Origin of the sequence: Streptomyces mirabilis (assembly GCF_018310535.1) — a bacterium.
Lineage (GTDB): Bacteria > Actinomycetota > Actinomycetes > Streptomycetales > Streptomycetaceae > Streptomyces.
Genome location: NZ_CP074102.1, coordinates 5,553,743 through 5,569,772 on the forward strand (window position 1 = coordinate 5,553,743; position 16,030 = coordinate 5,569,772).

Annotated in this window: 15 protein-coding genes; 6 read left to right on the plus strand and 9 right to left on the minus strand. The window is 70.7% G+C overall.

The genetic code is table 11. The features are described from left to right. Nucleotides 1–12: 12 nt before the first annotated feature. Complete coding sequence (locus SMIR_RS24500; protein WP_168491762.1) at nt 13–813, minus strand: sugar phosphate isomerase/epimerase family protein; 801 nt, start codon at nt 811–813, stop codon at nt 13–15. A 162-nt stretch (nt 814–975) separates the two neighbouring features. Between SMIR_RS24500 and SMIR_RS24505 the strand changes: the two genes are divergently transcribed. Together SMIR_RS24505 and SMIR_RS24510 are read left to right on the plus strand one after the other, a co-directional pair. Then, complete coding sequence (locus tag SMIR_RS24505) at nt 976–1,386, plus strand: effector-associated constant component EACC1 (RefSeq protein WP_212727390.1); 411 nt, start codon at nt 976–978, stop codon at nt 1,384–1,386. Beyond that, nucleotides 1,383–1,982, plus strand: a complete 600-nt coding sequence (locus SMIR_RS24510; RefSeq protein WP_212727391.1) for an ABC transporter substrate-binding protein — start codon at nt 1,383–1,385, stop codon at nt 1,980–1,982. The genes SMIR_RS24505 and SMIR_RS24510 overlap by 4 nt, the downstream gene beginning before the upstream one ends. Nucleotides 1,983–1,992: 10 nt before the next feature. On the opposite strand, the gene SMIR_RS24515 is transcribed toward SMIR_RS24510, so the two are convergent. Further along, entirely contained in the window at nt 1,993–2,925 is a 933-nt protein-coding gene (locus tag SMIR_RS24515) for a bifunctional helix-turn-helix transcriptional regulator/GNAT family N-acetyltransferase (RefSeq protein WP_168491758.1), read from the minus strand. A 315-nt stretch (nt 2,926–3,240) separates the two neighbouring features. On the opposite strand from SMIR_RS24515, the gene SMIR_RS24520 reads away from it, so the two are divergent. Continuing rightward, complete coding sequence (locus tag SMIR_RS24520; protein WP_212727392.1) at nt 3,241–4,668, plus strand: alkaline phosphatase family protein; 1,428 nt, start codon at nt 3,241–3,243, stop codon at nt 4,666–4,668. A 221-nt stretch (nt 4,669–4,889) separates the two neighbouring features. Here the strand turns inward: SMIR_RS24520 and SMIR_RS24525 are convergent, their stop codons facing one another. Then, entirely contained in the window at nt 4,890–5,939 is a 1,050-nt protein-coding gene (locus tag SMIR_RS24525) for a LacI family DNA-binding transcriptional regulator (RefSeq protein WP_067370505.1), read from the minus strand. A 278-nt stretch (nt 5,940–6,217) separates the two neighbouring features. On the opposite strand from SMIR_RS24525, the gene SMIR_RS24530 reads away from it, so the two are divergent. From SMIR_RS24530 to SMIR_RS24540, 3 genes are read left to right on the plus strand one after another with little or no spacing between them, the layout of a single operon-like run. After that, nucleotides 6,218–7,369, plus strand: a complete 1,152-nt coding sequence (locus SMIR_RS24530; protein WP_168491754.1) for a Gfo/Idh/MocA family protein — start codon at nt 6,218–6,220, stop codon at nt 7,367–7,369. After that, a complete protein-coding gene (locus tag SMIR_RS24535; RefSeq protein WP_212727393.1) occupies nt 7,366–8,520 on the plus strand; it encodes a dihydrodipicolinate synthase family protein in 1,155 nt (384 codons plus the stop codon). Before SMIR_RS24530 ends, SMIR_RS24535 begins: the two co-directional genes overlap by 4 nt. Next, nucleotides 8,517–9,347 (plus strand): sugar phosphate isomerase/epimerase family protein, encoded by an 831-nt coding sequence (locus SMIR_RS24540; protein ID WP_212727394.1) that lies wholly within the window; start codon nt 8,517–8,519, stop codon nt 9,345–9,347. The genes SMIR_RS24535 and SMIR_RS24540 overlap by 4 nt, the downstream gene beginning before the upstream one ends. Before the next feature lie 18 nt (nt 9,348–9,365). Here the strand turns inward: SMIR_RS24540 and SMIR_RS24545 are convergent, their stop codons facing one another. From SMIR_RS24545 to SMIR_RS24570, 6 genes are all read right to left on the minus strand, one after another. Beyond that, entirely contained in the window at nt 9,366–9,752 is a 387-nt protein-coding gene (locus tag SMIR_RS24545) for a DUF937 domain-containing protein (protein WP_212727395.1), read from the minus strand. A gap of 226 nt (nt 9,753–9,978) precedes the next feature. Continuing rightward, complete coding sequence (gene rbsD / locus SMIR_RS24550) at nt 9,979–10,368, minus strand: D-ribose pyranase (protein ID WP_212727396.1); 390 nt, start codon at nt 10,366–10,368, stop codon at nt 9,979–9,981. Next, entirely contained in the window at nt 10,365–11,264 is a 900-nt protein-coding gene (locus SMIR_RS24555; protein ID WP_168491744.1) for a ribokinase, read from the minus strand. Before SMIR_RS24555 ends, rbsD begins: the two co-directional genes overlap by 4 nt. A 112-nt stretch (nt 11,265–11,376) precedes the next feature. Beyond that, nucleotides 11,377–13,326, minus strand: coding sequence for an ABC transporter permease/substrate-binding protein (locus SMIR_RS24560; RefSeq protein ID WP_168491742.1), 1,950 nt, complete (start codon nt 13,324–13,326; stop codon nt 11,377–11,379). Beyond that, nucleotides 13,316–14,860, minus strand: a complete 1,545-nt coding sequence (locus tag SMIR_RS24565; RefSeq protein ID WP_168491740.1) for a sugar ABC transporter ATP-binding protein — start codon at nt 14,858–14,860, stop codon at nt 13,316–13,318. Before SMIR_RS24565 ends, SMIR_RS24560 begins: the two co-directional genes overlap by 11 nt. Further along, on the minus strand, nt 14,857–15,891 hold the full coding sequence (locus SMIR_RS24570; RefSeq protein ID WP_168491738.1) for a LacI family DNA-binding transcriptional regulator: 1,035 nt from the start codon (nt 15,889–15,891) through the stop codon (nt 14,857–14,859). Before SMIR_RS24570 ends, SMIR_RS24565 begins: the two co-directional genes overlap by 4 nt. Nucleotides 15,892–16,030: the final 139 nt, after the last annotated feature.

The window sequence follows — 16,030 nt, forward strand, 5'->3', positions numbered from 1 at the left end:
CCGGTACCGGTCCTAGGCGGAGTCGTTCAGCAGGCGCCCGAGATGCTCCCGACCCGGCCCCAGCAGCTCAGGAAGCGGCGCGACCCCCTCGTACCACCGCTTCTCGTACTCCCAGCACAGCCAGCCGTCCCAGCCCTCCCGGGAGAGGAGTTCCACACAGTCGGCGAGCGGCAGGACGCCCGCGCCGAGGGCGAGCGGGGTGGTGTCCTCGGCGGAGGCGATGTCCTTGACCTGGAGGTAGCCGAGGTAGGTGCACAGGGCCGCGTAGGTCTCCGCCGGCTCCTCACCGCCGAGCCAGGTGTGCATGACGTCCCACAGCGAGCCCACGTGGTGGTGGCCGACCAGGCCCAGGATCCTGATCGCGTCCGCGCCGGTGCGGTGCGAGTCATGGGTCTCGAGCAGGATCCGTACGCCCAGGTCGGCGGCGTACTCCGCCGCCGTGCCGAGCCGCCGGGCCGCCGTCGCGTCCGCCTCCTCGACGCTCTGCTCGGAACTCGCGCCCGGAAAGACGCGTACGAACGGGGCGCCCAGGTCGTGGGCGAGGTCGAGGAGCTCCTTGATCTCGGCGACGACGGTGTCGTCGTCGCCCGGCGCCGCCACCCGCGCGTAGCCCGCCACGCCCAGGATCTCGATACCGCCCGCCTGGAACTCGGCGACCACCTCGGCCCGTTCTGCCGCCCCGATCCCGGGGTGCACCGGCTCCTCGGGATGCGCGCGCAGCTCCACGCCGTGGTAGCCGTGCGCGGCGGCGAGTCGTACGACGTCGGGGATGGGGAGCCCGGGTACGCCGAGCGTGGAAAATGCCAGCTTCATGCGCACGGACCCTACTCGCGTGCCGATGTCGGCCGTTGTCGATCAAAAGGAGAGTCGAAAGGAAAATCGGTTGTGGGTGGTTCGGGAGGTCCTTTTCCACAAGTACTACGACGTGCCCTTTGCGTCGCTAAGATGCCGAAATCGCTGCCGTGCGGGGGAAGCATGCGACTTGATATCGAAGTGCTCGAAGACGACGGGAGACAGCTTCGCGCACTGCGGCGCTGGCTGATGCGGGATCCGGACACGGCGGGGGCGAGCCTTTCCCTGCGGGACCGTCAGGAACGACCGGGCACCATGGGCGGCGGCCTGGAACTGATCAACGTGGTGCTCAGCAACGCCGTGGGCCTCGGCGGGCTGCTCCTCGCCGTCGCCAACTGGCGTCAGTCGCGTCGGAACGGGCCCGAGGTGCGGGTGGAGCACCGCGGTGTCACCGTGAGCGGAGCCGACCCGCGGCACATCGAACGGTTGGTGCGGCAGCTGTCCGGGCCGGTCTCCGAGGCCGGTGACGACACGCCGGACCCCGGCATGCCCGACCGTCCCCCGGACATGACCGGGACCACGACCGAGACATGACCGAACTCTCGAATCCGGCCCGCAGTCGGGCCCTGCTGATCGGCGCCCTCCTTTTCACGGCGCAGATCGCGCAGGCCCGGGCGGCGGGGGCCGACGTCATCTACTACGGAGGTCAGTACGACGCCGCGGGCCCGCTGAGCAAACAGCTCCACGCCGCGGGCCCGCTGAGCAAACAGCTCCACGCCGCGGATCCCGACGTCCTCCTGGCGGGAGGTGATGGCATCCTGGCGACCGACAAGGCGGACCTGGCCGACGGTGACATCTGCACTGTCGGCGGTGCCTTCCCCGATGCGGTCAACTCGGGCAGGACCTTCATCAAGGACTACAAGGAGGCGGGCTACAAGACTCTCTACGGCCCGTACGGCGGCCATGCCTATGACGCGACCCTGGCCCTGATCCATGCCTTCGAGTTTGTCCATGTCAGCCCCCTCGGCGACACCGTGCCCTCGACCAAACGCGAGAGCCTGCGGGCGTCGGTCCAGTACGTCGACTTCGACGGGGTGATGGGAAAGGTCGGATTCGACGCGAACGGCGATGCCGAGTCTCGGGTGGTGACCGTCTACCGGCTCGACGGCGGGACCTGGAAACCCGTGTGAGCCCGACCGGTCACTCCTGCGGGGGGTGCAGATCCAACCGCCAGTCCTGGCCCGTCAGGTCCGCTCCGAACGAACGGTGCGGTTTCTCGGCGACGAGGACGAAACCGTGGCGCTGGTAGATGCGGCGGGCGGCGGAGAGGACGTCGTTGGTCCACAGGACCAGGTCCCGGTAGCCGCCGTCCCGCGCGAAGCCGATGACGGCCTCGACCAGCCGGTCGCCGATGCGCAGCCCGCGCGCGTCGGGCTCGACCAGCAGGAGGCGGAGGCGGGCGGTCCCGGGCGCGTCGTCGCGTACGCACATCACGCAGCCCACCGGCCGGCCGTCCAGCTCGGCGATCCACACCCGCTCCAGGTGCGGATCGTGGTCCTCGGCGAAGTCCGCCACGATCCGGGCGACCAGTCCCTCGTAGTCGGTGTTCCAGCCGTACTCGGCGGCGTACAGCGCGGCGTTGCGCTGCACGATCCAGCCGAGGTCGCCGGGGCCGGGGTCGCGCAGGACGACATCCTCGCGGCGGGGTGGGCGCCCGGAGGAGAGCAGCGTGCGCACGGTGTGCATCGCCTCGGCGAGTCGGGGGCGGTCGTCGGCCGGAACGGTCGCCAGGAGCGCCCCCACCGATTCCCGTGAGCGCTCGTCCAGCAGGGCCGCCGTCTCCCTGCCCTGTGCCGTGAGCGTGATGCGGCGCCGCCGCGGGTCCCGCTCCGAGGGTGTCCGCTCGATCAGGCCGTCCTGCTCGAACTTGTTCAGGATGCGGCTCAAGTAACCGGCATCCAGAGACAGTTCGGTGCGGAGGTCGGCGGCGTCGGTGCGGGGGGAGTGGGCGAGTTCGTACAGCACGCGGGACTCGGTGAGGGTGTAGGGGGCGTAGAGGTGGCGGCCGTAGTCGAGGGCGCCGATGACGTTCGTGTAGAAGCGGTTGAAGGAGCGGATGTCCTGGACGGTCATGATCACTCAACCCCGGATGATCGGTGCCGGTTGTTCGGGTCTGGCTCGGCGGCTTTGGTTGCTCGGACCTGATAGTTGACTCAGTCAGAGGTATATGTCGAGCCTACGACTTCGGCCAAGCGTGGGCAACGGTCGGGCAACTCCCCGGCAACCCGGGTCATGACTTGGCCAACCCCTTTCCGCACGTTGGCCACGAGTTCATTGCACGCCCCTGCCAACCCTCGTTCGCCCCTTGGAGAGTGAAGCGGCGGGCCGCCCCCGTGCGGGCCGCAGTTCGACTCCGGAGAGCTGGCGAAGTCTCAAGAAGGGGCAGCAATGGCCGAGTTGACACGTCGTAGACTCCTGGGTTCGGCCGCGGGCGCGCTGGGCGGCGCCGCGGCACTCTCCCTCCTCCCGCCGAGCGTCCAGAAGGCCGTCGCGGCCGGGCCGCCGAAGCACGGCTCGCTGCGCGACATCGAGCACGTGGTCATGCTGATGCAGGAGAACCGGTCCTTCGACCACTACTTCGGCACGCTGTCCGGGGTCCGCGGCTTCGCCGACCCGCACGCGCTGAAGCTCGACACCGGGCGGTTGGTCTTCTACCAGCCCGACGCCGTGAACCCGAAGGGGTATCTGCTCCCCTTCCACCTCGACACCCACGCCTCCAGTGCCCAGGCGATCCCGTCCACCAGCCACGCGTGGGCGGTGCAGCACGAGGCGTGGAACGGCGGGAAGATGGACCGCTGGCTGCCGGCGCACCGCAAGGCGGACGGGGGCAACGGCCCGTACGTGATGGGCTACTACACCCGCGAGGACATCCCCTTCCAGTTCGCTCTCGCCGAGACGTTCACCGTCTGCGACCACTACTTCTGCTCGGTGCTCGGGCCGACCTGGCCCAACCGGCTGTACTGGATGACGGGCACGATCGATCCGGGCGGCACGCGGGGCGGGCCGGTCCTCGTCAACAAGGCGCCGACGCCGTACCGGTGGACGACGTACGCGGAGCGGCTCCAGGCGGCCGGGGTCAGCTGGAAGGTGTACCAGCAGGACGACGACTACGGCTGCAACATGCTGGAGCAGTTCGCGAGCTTCCGCGCGGCGGCGTCGGGGTCCGACCTGTACGAGCGTGGTGTGCGCCCGCAGCCGGAGGGCACGTTCGAGGACGACGCGCGCAACGACCGCCTGCCCGCCGTCTCCTGGGTCATGCCGACGAGCTTCCAGTCCGAGCACCCGGACTACCTTCCCGCTGCGGGTGCCGATTTCGTCGCGTCGAAGATCGAGGCGATCGCCTCCAACCCGAAGGTGTGGCGGAAGACCGCGTTCATCCTGAACTACGACGAGAACGACGGCCTGTTCGACCATGTGCCGCCGCCGACGCCTCCGGCCGGGACCGCCGACGAGTTCGTCCAGGGACTGCCCATCGGAGGCGGCTTCCGAGTCCCCGCGATCATCGTCTCGCCCTGGACGGTGGGGGGTTGGGTGGCCTCGGAGGCATTCGACCACACCTCGGTGCTGCAGTTCCTGGAGCGCTTCACGGGGGTCGAGGAGCCCAACGTCACTGACTGGCGGCGGTCGACGTTCGGCGACCTCACGTCGGCGTTCCGCTTCTCGCACGGGCGTCCGCGTCCGCCGCGGCTGCCCGATGACACGGCGGAGCAGCTGGAGAAGGCGAAGGAGGAGGTCGCGACCCTTCCGAAGCCGACGCTGCCCGGTGCCGACCAGTCGTTCCCCCATCAGGAGAAGGGGCACCGTCCGCACGTGTGATCGCGGGGGCCCGGTGGGTGGGTCGGGGCCGGCCCCGCAGTTCCCCGCGCCCCTCAGGAGCGCCGGGGCGCTGGGGCGCAGCCCCGAGCCCCAGGGGCGAGGGGAACTGCGCGCCAAGCCCCCCCACCCACCGCACCCGAAGAACGCACCGCGGGGGTCTGGGGGCGGAGCCCCCGGGCAGGGATGGGACGGGTAGGGGCGGCAGGGGCGAAAACCCCCGTTCAGGCCCGCGGCACCCCCGTAGAGCCCCGCACCATCAATTCCCCCCGCACCGTCGCGATCCCGCCCGGCGGCGGCTCCTCGCGGCCCATCGCGATGCGGCCGGCCCGGGCCCCCGCCTCCGACAGCGGCAACCGCACCGTCGTCAGCGCGGGTACCGCGTCGATGCTGAAGGGGAGGTCGTCGAAGCCGGCGACGGACACGTCGTCGGGGATGCGCAGGCCCGCCTCGCGCAGCGCGGCGCACGCGCCGAGGGCGACGGTGTCGTTGGCGGCGACGACAGCTGTCAACGACGGGTCGCGGCGCAGGAGTTCGAGCGTCGCCTCGTAGCCGGCGCGACGGTCGTAGCGTCCGTGCACCGTGCGGCGCGGATCGTCCTCGATGTCGTGCGCGGCCAGCGCGGCGCGGTGCCCCTCCAGTCGGTGCCGGGTCGTCGTCCGCTCCTCAGGGCCCGCGATGTAGCCGAGCCGGCGGTGGCCGAGCCCGATCAGGTGCTCGGTGAGCTGCTGGCCGCCGCCCCGGTTGTCGAAGGTGAGCGCGATCGCCTCGGGGGCGTCGGGCGCGGGCGGCCGTCCGCACAGGACCACCTGGGTCCCCGCGTCCCCGAGCTTGCGCAGCTTCGCCGCGACCGCCGCCGCGTGCGGCGCGTCCTCGACGGCACCGCCCGTCAGGACGACCGCGGCGGCGCGCTGGCGCTGAAGGAGCGTGAGGTAGGTCAGCTCACGCTCCGGGGAGCCGCCGGTGTTGCACACCACCCCGAGCCGTTCGCCGCCCGCACGCCCCCCGGGGCCGCCGATCTCCGACTGGATCGCGGCCGCCATGATCCCGAAGAAGGGGTCGGCGATGTCGTTCACCAGGATGCCGACCAGGTCGGAGGTGGCGGCGGCCAGCGAACTCGCGGGCCCGTTCAGTACGTAGTCCAGGTCGTCCACCGCGCGCAGCACCCGCTCGCGCGTGGACGCCGCGACGGGATAGTTCCCGTTCAGCACCCGGGACACGGTCGCGGGCGAGACCTGCGCCCGCGCCGCCACGTCCGCCAGGGTCACGGTCATCTCGTCGTCCTCCGGTCACGCATCTCGTAGCACCTCATCGTGCTTCTCGTGCTCGCTGTGCTCTTTGGCCTGCCGTACCCGTCGTGCTCGTCGTGCTCCATCCGACCGTGCTCACGCCCCCTACGTCCAGCCGTCCGGACGGTCGAACATCTCGTCGTCCGTATGGTCTTGTCCAATCGGCTCGACAGAGGCTAACTTCTTCTTGTGTAGAAAGCGCTTGCTGTCACGTTCACCAGTGGGGCGTACGCGGCGCGGAACCCGCGTACGAAGGGAATCACGTGACACGCAAGACGGTGCGAATCGCCATGAACGGCGTGACGGGGCGCATGGGCTACCGCCAGCACCTCGTCCGCTCGATTCTCGCCCTGCGCGACCAGGGCGGCCTCGACCTCGGCGACGGCACGGTGCTGTGGCCCGAGCCGGTCCTCGTCGGCCGCCGTGAGCACGCGCTGAAGGCGCTCGCCGAGCAGCACGGCCTGGAGCACTGGTCGACGGACGTGGACGAGGTCCTCGCCGACCCGACCGTGGACCTCTACTTCGACGCCCAGGTGACTTCCGCCCGCGAGGAGGCCATCAAGAAGGCCATCGCCGCGGGCAAGCACATCTACACCGAGAAGCCCACCGCCACCGGCCTCGACGGCGCCCTGGAGCTGGCCCGCCTCGCCCACGAGAAGGGCATCAAGCACGGGGTCGTGCAGGACAAGCTCTTCCTCCCGGGGCTGCTGAAACTCAAGCGGCTCATCGACGGGGGCTTCTTCGGGCGGATCCTGTCCATCCGCGGGGAATTCGGCTACTGGGTCTTCGAGGGCGACTGGCAGAGCGCCCAGCGGCCCTCCTGGAACTATCGCGCGGAGGACGGCGGCGGCATCGTCGTCGACATGTTCCCGCACTGGGAGTACGTGCTCCACGAGCTGTTCGGCCGGGTCACCTCCGTCCAGGCGCTCACCGCCACCCACATCCCGCAGCGCTGGGACGAGCAGGACAAGCCGTACGACGCCACCGCCGACGATGCCGCGTACGGCGTCTTCGAGCTGGAGGGTGGCGCCATCGCCCAGATCAACTCCTCCTGGGCGGTGCGCGTCAACCGCGACGAGCTGGTCGAGTTCCAGGTCGACGGGACGGAGGGGTCGGCCGTCGCCGGGCTGCGCAACTGCCGCGTCCAGCACCGGTCCGCCACCCCCAAGCCGGTCTGGAACCCGGACATCCCGGCCACCTACTCCTTCCGCGACCAGTGGCAGGAGATCCCCGACAACGCCGAGTTCGACAACGGCTTCAAGGCGCAGTGGGAGCTGTTCCTGCGGCATGTGTACGCCGACGCCCCCTACCACTGGGACCTCCTCGCCGGCGCCCGCGGCGTCCAGCTCGCCGAACTGGGGCTGAAGTCCTCGGCCGAGGGCCGCCGTCTCGACGTGCCGGAGATCTCGCTGTGACCATTCGACTGCCGGATCCGAACGGCGCGTTGAGGGCTTATGAGCCGCGTGCCACCCCGCTCGCCCTCGCCACCGGCGCGCCCTTCACCTCCCGTACGGTCTTCTCGGCCGCCCATGTCGTCGCCGACCCGTTCGCGGACGTCTCGCCCGACTCGGCCGCCGCCGTCGACTGGGACGCCACCCTCGCGTTCCGCCGCCACCTGTGGTCCCACGGGCTCGGCGTCGCCGAGGCGATGGACACCGCGCAGCGCGGGATGGGCCTCGACTGGGCGGGCGCGGCGGAACTCATCCGCCGGTCGGCGGCGGAGGCGAAGGCGGTCGGGGGCCGTATCGCGTGCGGTGTCGGCACCGATCAGCTCACCGGGCCGGCCTTGCTGCCGGAGGTGCGCACGGCTTACGAGGAGCAGCTCGCCCTCGTCGAGGAGTCGGGGGCGCAGGCCATCCTCATGGCCTCCCGGGCGCTGGCGGCGACCGCGAAGGGGCCCGAGGACTACCTGGAGGTCTACGGGCATCTGCTCCGCCAGGCGGCCGAGCCCGTGATCCTGCACTGGCTCGGCCCCATGTTCGACCCCGCCCTGGAGGGCTACTGGGGGTCGGGCGACCTGGACGCGGCGACGGACGTGTTCCTGGAGGTCGTCGCGGCCCACCCGGACAAGGTCGACGGCATCAAGGTCTCCCTCCTCGACGCCCGGCGCGAGGTCGACCTGCGCCGCCGCCTGCCGCAGGGCGTCCGCTGCTACACGGGTGACGACTTCAACTACCCCGAACTGATCGCGGGCGACGAGCAGGGCTTCAGCCACGCCCTGCTCGGCATCTTCGATCCGCTGGGTCCGCTCGCGGCGGAGGCGGTACGGGTGCTCGACACCGGAGATGTGAAGGGCTTCCGTGAGCTTCTCGACCCCACCGTCGAGCTCTCCCGCCATCTTTTCGAGGCGCCGACCCGGTTCTACAAGACGGGCGTCGTCCTGCTGGCGTGGCTGGCCGGGCACCAGGAACACTTCACCATGGTCGGCGGGCTCCAGTCGGCCCGCTCGCTGCCGCACGTCGCGCGGGCGTACGAGCTGGCGGACACCCTGGGCCTGTTCCCGAACCCGGAGCTCGCCGAGGCCCGGATGAAGACCCTGCTGGCGCTGTACGGAGTGACCTCATGAGCAGTCTCGCCCGCTTCTCCATCAACCAGATGACGGTCAGGCAGCTGTCGATGCCCGAACTGGTCGAGTCCTGCATCGAGCTGGGGATCCCGGGTGTCGGACTCTGGCGTGAACCCGTCCAGTCGTACGGCCTCGACGCCACCGCCAAACTCGTCCGCGACGCCGGTCTGGCCGTCACCACGCTCTGTCGCGGCGGCTTCTTCACGGCGATCGACCCGCGGGAGCGGACGCGAGCGCTCGACGACAACCGTGCGGCCGTCGACGAGGCCGCGACCCTCGGCACCGACACCCTGGTTCTGGTCTCCGGGGGGCTGCCGGCCGGCTCGAAGGACCTGCGCGGCGCGCGGGAGCGGATCGCCGACGCGCTGGGGGAGCTGGGCCCGTACGCCGCCGAGCGGGGCGTACGGCTGGCCATCGAGCCCCTGCACCCCATGTACGCCGCGGACCGTTGTGTGGTGTCCACCCTCGCCCAGGCCCTGGATATCGCGGAACGGTTCCCCGCGGACCAGGTGGGCGTCACTGTCGACACGTACCACATCTGGTGGGACGACACGGCTCCCGAGCAGATCGCCCGTGCGGGCGCCGGTGGCCGTATCCACACCTTCCAGCTCGCGGACTGGACGACGCCGTTGCCCGAGGGCGTCCTCAACGGCCGCGGTCAGATCGGCGACGGTTCGATCGACATGCGGGAGTGGCGGGGGTACGTCGAGGCGGCGGGATATTCCGGGCCGATCGAGGTCGAGCTGTTCAACGACGGGCTGTGGGCGCGGGACGGGCGGGAGGTGCTGGCGGAGACGGCGGCACGGTTCGTGGAGCACGCCGGGTAGCCGGTCGGCGGACCGCCGTCACTTCTTGCGTGCCGCCCGCTTGCTGAGCACCGTCAGTACGACCGGGACGAGCATCTCGATGACACGGGCGACCGTGGCCGCCGGGATGCCCGTCTTCTTGGCGACGGCGTTCGCGACCGGCTTGCTCACCTTGGCCAGCACCCCGGCCATCAGGCCGCCGGTGGCGAACCCGCCCAGGGTGGACACGCCCTGGAGCGGGGCCTCCTCCTCGGGCGCCGCCGCGGCCTCCTCCTGTACGGGGCCGGCGAGTGCCGAGACCGTGGTTCCGACCACCTCCTGGGCGCCCGCCGCGTCGGTCCCCAGCAGCCCCGCGATCTCCTGGAGCTTGTCGTCGCCCAGTTCACCGAGTACGTCGTCCTCGAAAGAGGAACCGGATTCACTCATGCGTGGAAGCATCCCGAAAAAATCTCGGAAGGCCGTGCAACCCTTCCCCCACCCCGCGTGTCGTACTTGGCATCAGGACTTCTGGAGGGGGATCCGGGGGGATCGCGGGGGTTCTGATGTCGGAGGGGAAAACCGAGGGGCCTGGTCGACGGACCGGGCCCCTCGAAGCATGTCGGACACCGTGCCGAACCTGTCGGACACCGTGCCGAACCTGTCGGGCGTCGGGTCAGAAGAACACCCCGCACCGCAGCAGCACATTCGCGTACGGCCGCGCCTCTCCCGTGCGGACGATCAGCTTCGCGCCCGCCGACAGCGACTTCAGTTCCTCGTGGGAGACCGTCGACAGCGTGGGGAACCGGGCGTCCAGCAGGGCCGTCGCCTCCGGGTTCGTCCCGCGGACCTCGCGCGCGGCCGTGGCGCCCTCCACCACGAGTTCCTCCAGCAGCCCGTCGAGCACCTCGGCGAAGGACGGCACCCCGGCCCGGAAGGCCAGGTCCACGACGCGCGGACCGGCGGGGATGGGCATCCCGGCATCGCAGACGAGCACCCCGTCCCCGTGGCCGAGCTCGGCCAGCGCGCCCGACAGATGGCGGTTCAGGATTCCGGCCTTCTTCATAGCGACGCGACCTCTTCGGCCGTCGGGAAGGACTCCTGCGCGCCGGCGCGGGTGACCGCCGCCGCACCGACGCGGGCGGCGTACGCGGCCGCCTCGGCGAGCGGCTCGTCGAGCCCCAGCCGCCACGCCAGTGCCGCCGTGAACGAGTCCCCCGCGCCCGTCGTGTCCACCGTCTCCACCTTCACCGACGGCACCCGCGCGGCGCCCTCGGCGGAGGCCACCAGCGCGCCCCGCGCGCCCAGCGTGATCACCACCGAACGCGGGCCGAGGGCGAGCAGGGCGGACGCCCAGTCCTCCGGGGAGTCCCCGAGATCAGTGCCGACGATCACCCGCGCCTCGTGCTCGTTCACGATCAGCGGATCGCAGGCCGCGAGCACCTCGGCGGGCAGTGCGCGCGGCGGCGACGGGTTCAGTACGAATCGGCTGCCGGGAGCGAGATTCCGTACGACCTCCACGACCGTCTCCAACGGGATCTCCAGCTGCGCCGAGACCACCCGGGAGATCGCCAGGAGGTTTCCGGCGGACTGTACGTCCTCGGGTGTGAGGCGGCCGTTGGCACCCGGCGAGACCACGATGCTGTTGTCCCCGGAAGGATCCACCGTGATCAGCGCGACCCCGGTCGGCGCCCCGCCGACGAGCACGCCCGCCGTGTCGACCCCGGCCGCCCGCTGCGAGTCGAGCAGCAGTCGCCCGTGCGCGTCGTCGCCGACCCGGGCCAGCAGCGCCGTACGGGCTCCGAGGCGGGCGGCGGCGACCGCCTGGTTGGCGCCCTTGCCGCCCGGGTGGACGACGAGGTCGGAGCCGAGCACCGTCTCGCCGGCCGCGGGCCGCCGCTCGACCCCGATCACCAGGTCGGCGTTGGCCGATCCCACGACCAGCAGGTCGTAGTCGTACATGAACTTTCTCCCTATGAAGGTGAGTCATGAAGGTGAGTCGAAGCAACAGGGCGAGCCGCCCGGCGGCGCGTGGAGGTCGTCCGCGGCGCACTTTCCGGGCGGCCCGCTCAGGTCATCCGCCGAAGCCGACCACATTCTCCTTCGTGACCACCTTCACCGGCACCATCACCGTCTTCTCGACCTTCTTGCCCTCGGCGGCGTTGAGCGCGTTCTCCACCGCGATCCGGCCGAGTTCCGTCGGCTGCTGGGCCACGGACGCGTACATCGTGCCGTCCTTGACCGCCTTCAGGCCGTCCGGTTCGCCGTCGAAGCCGATGACCGAGACCGACGTGCCGGCCTTGGAGCCGAGCGCCTTGATCGCGCCGAGCGCCATCTCGTCGTTCTCGGCGAAGACGCCCTGGATGTCGGGGTGCGCCTGAAGCAGGTTCGTCATCACGTCGAGGCCCTTGGTGCGGTCGAAGTCCGCGGGCTGCCGGGCGACGACCTCGATGCCCGGGTAGGCCTTCAGACCCTCGGCGAAGCCCGCGCCGCGCTCACGGCTCGCGGACGTTCCGGCCAGACCCTGCAGGATCACGATCTTGCCCTTGCCGCCCAGCTTCTCGGCCATCGCCTTGGCGCCGAGCTTGCCGCCCGCGATGTTGTCGGAGGCGACCAGCGCGGCCGTGTCGGCCTTGTTCACGCCCCGGTCCACGCCGACGACGGGGATGCCCGCCTTGTTCGCGGAGCGGACCGCCGGGCCCGCCGCGTCCGAGTCCACCGGATTGACGATGATCGAGCCGAGACCCGAACTGGTGAAGTTCTGGAGCTGGTTGGCCTGCTGCGAGGCGTCGTTCTGCGCGTCCGTGACCGTCAGGTCCACGCCGAGCTTCTTCGCCTCCTGCTGGGCACCCGACTTGATCTGCACGAAGAACGGGTTGTTCAGGGTGGAGAGGGACAGGCCCACCTTCTTCGTCGCCGACGAGGAGCCGTTGTGCAGGAAGGACATCGCACCGACGACGGCCGCCGCGACCACGGCCGCGATGATGTACGTCGCCGCCTGCTTGCCCCTGCCGCCCGGCGCACCCGCCCCGGCGGCCACCGGAGTCGCCCCGGCCTTGCGCCGCACCGTGTCCAGCAGCACCGCCAGCGCGATCACGACACCGATGACGACCTGCTGCCAGAAGGCGGAGACGGAGAGCAGGTTCAGACCGTTGCGGAGCACCGCGAGGATCAGGGCGCCGATCAGCGTGCCGGACGCCTTGCCGGTGCCGCCCGCCAGGGAGGCGCCGCCGATGACGACCGCGGCGATCGCGTCCAGCTCGTAGCCCTGCGCGGCCTGCGGCTGCGCCGAGGACAGGCGGGAGGCGAGCACGATGCCCGCGGCGGCCGCGAAGAGACCCGACAGCGCGTAGATCGCGAGCTTCTGCCTCTTCACCCGCAGGCCCGAGAGGCGCGCGGCCTCCTCGTTGCCGCCGATCGCGTACATGGAGCGGCCGATGTACGTACGGCCCAGGATCAGGGCGGTGATCAGGCCCATGACGACCATCACCAGCACAGGGACCGGCAGCCAGCCGCCTAGGGTGTCACCGAGGTGCGAGACCGATTCGGGGAAGGCGATCGGCGAGCCCTGCGAGATCACCAGGGACAGACCGCGGCCCACCGACAGCATGGCGAGCGTCGCGATGAACGGCGGCAGCTTCCCGTAGGAGATCAGGACGCCGTTGACCAGGCCGCACGCTATGCCGGTCGCGACCGCGAGGATCACCGCGATCCAGACCGGGACGCCCTGGGAAGTCGCCATCCAGGCGAGGACGGTGGCGGACAGCGCGGCGACCGAGCCGACCGACAGGTCGATGCCCGCCGAGACGATCACGAAGGTCACACCGAAGGCGAGGATGGCGGTCACGGCCGCCTGGACGCCGATGTTGAGCAGGTTGTCCGTCGTCAGGAAGTCGCCGGACAGCGCCGACATCGCGATGACGAGGGCGATGAGCGCGGTGAGCGCCCCGTTGTCGAGCAGAAGGCGGCGGACCGCCGAGGCGCCACTCGCGCCCGTAGTGCTCTTGAGCGTGTCAGTGGCCACGGGAGCCCTCCACAGCGGTAACAGAGTTGGTGGTCGGTGTGCTGACGGCGAGTGCCATCACGGAGTCCTGGGTCGCCTCGTCGGCGGACAGTTCGCCCGCGATCCGGCCCTGGGCCATCACCAGCACCCGGTCGCTCATTCCGAGCACCTCGGGCAGATCGCTGGAGATCATCAGGACGGCCGCGCCGGCGGCCGTCAGTTCGTTGACGAGCTGGTAGATCTCGACCTTGGCGCCGACGTCGATGCCACGGGTCGGCTCGTCGAGGATCAGCACCTTGGTGTCGGCCAGCAACCACTTGCCGATGACGACCTTCTGCTGGTTGCCGCCGGAGAGGGTGCGCACGTGCTGGCCGAGACCGGCCATCCGGACGCCGAGCTGCTCGGCGATCCGCGCGGCGGCCTCCCGCTGGCCCTTGAGGTCGACGAGCCCGCCATGGGTCGCCGCCCGCATGGTGACCAGGCCGAGGTTCTCCTCGACGGAGGCGTCCAGGAGCAGCCCCTGGCCCTTGCGGTCCTCGGGGATGAGCCCGATCCCGGCCGCCATCGCCGCGTTCACGTCGTGCCGCCGCAGCTCGGAACCGGCGACCTTGACGGCCCCCTTGTCGTACGGATCGGCCCCGAAGACCGCTCGTACGACCTCCGTACGCCCGGCCCCCACGAGCCCCGCGATACCGACGACCTCACCGGCCCGCACCTCGAAACTCACGTCGTGGAAGACCCCGTCACGGGTCAGCCCCTCGACGGTCAGCAGGGCGGCCCCGGAGCCGTCGTCACCAGTGGCCCGCACGCGTGGATACTGTTGCTCGATCGACCGCCCCACCATGAGTCGTACGAGCTCGTCCTCGGCGGTGGAGGCCGGGACCTGCCCGACGCTCTTGCCGTCCCGGATGACGGTGACCCGGTCCCCCAGGGCGGCGATCTCCTCCAAGTGGTGCGTGATGAAGACGATGCCGACACCGTCCTCGCGCAGCTGACGCACGATGGCGAAGAGTTTTTCGACCTCTTCGGAGGTGAGCACCGCGGTCGGCTCGTCCATGATCAGAACGCGGGCGTTCAGGCTCAGCGCCTTCGCGATCTCGACCATCTGGAGACGTGCGATACCGAGTTCACGCACCCGCGCGCGCGGGGAGACGCTGACACCGACCCGCTCCAGCAGTTCGGCGGCCTCGGCCTCCATCGTCTTCCGGTCGATCAACCCGTAGCGGCGCGGCTGCCGTCCCAGGAAGATGTTCTCGGCGACCGTCAGATCGGGAACGAGGTTGAACTCCTGGTAGATGGTCGCGATCCCCAGGCGCTCGGAGTCCTGCGCACCGTGGATGCGCGCCTCCTCGCCGTCGACGAGGACGCGCCCGGAGTCGGGCTGGTAGGCGCCCGAGAGCATCTTGATGAGCGTGCTCTTGCCGGCACCGTTCTCGCCGAGCAGCACATGCACCTCGCCGCGGCGCAGATCGAAGTCGACGCTGTCGAGCGCGACCACGCCGGGGAAGGTCTTTCGGATGCCCTCGATGCGCAGCAACTCGTCCTGGTTGCTCACGACTTGCTCCTGTTCGTTACGGGGGAGTGCGGAGTGGGGGCCGGTTCGCCGCACGAGCGGCGGACGACGAGACGGGCGGCGAGGGTGACCGACTGCGGGGGGCGGCCCTCGATCCGGTCGACGAGCGCGCGTACGGCGGCCCGCCCCAGCTCGCCGGTCGGCTGGGCGACCGCGGTGATCGGCGGATCGGTGTGCACGAACCACGGGATGTCGTCGAACGCCGCGAGCGCGATGTCCTCGGGAACTCGCAGCCCGCGCGCGCGGATCGCGTCCAGCGCGCCGAGCGCCATCAGGTTGTCGGCGGCGAAGACGACCTCGGGCGGCTCGGGCAGGTCGAGGAAGCCCTCGGTGACCCGCCGTCCGCTCTCGGCCTGGAAGTCGCCCTGGCCTATGTAGGCGTCCGGGAGCGGCAGCCCGTGCTCGGCCATGGCCTCCCGGAAGGCCTCGACGCGCTCGCTGCCGGTGGTGGTCGCCGCGGGTCCCGCGATGATCGCGAGCCGGCGGTGTCCGAGCGCGTGCAGATGCGCCACGAGATCCCGGACCGCCGTCCGGCCGTCCGCCCGTACGACGGGCACGTCCACGCCCGGGATCCAGCGGTCCACGAAGACCATCGGTGTCCCCGCTCGCGCGGCGTCCAGCATCCCGGGGGAGCCGCCGTCGGCGGGGGAGACGAGCAGTCCGTCGATCCGCCGGTCCAGCAGGGTCCGTACGTGGTGGTCCTGGAGGTCCGGCCGTTCGTCGGCGTTGCCGATGATCACGCTGTAGCCGAGGGCGCGGGCCTCCTCCTCGACGGAGCGGGCCAGCTCGGTGAAGTACGGGTTGAGTACGTCGCTGATGACCAGGCCGAGGGTGCGGGTCTGGTCGGTGCGCAGGGAGCGGGCGACGGCGTTCGGGCGGTAGCCCAGGGTCTGTACGGCGGCCAGCACGCGGGTGCGTGCGTCTTCGCTGACCGACGGATGATCGTTCAGGACGCGCGAGACCGTGGCGACGGATACGCCGGCCTCGGCGGCAACGTCCTTGATGCTCGCCATCGCCGCTCCACCTCCTCGTGGAATCGATTACACGGAGGATTGGAATCGATTACACGAGCATTAATCAAGACCTCAACCACATGCCGAGACCGGATCGTGATGAACGGCGCTCAGGTGAGCGGAGTGAGGTGAGGGCGGG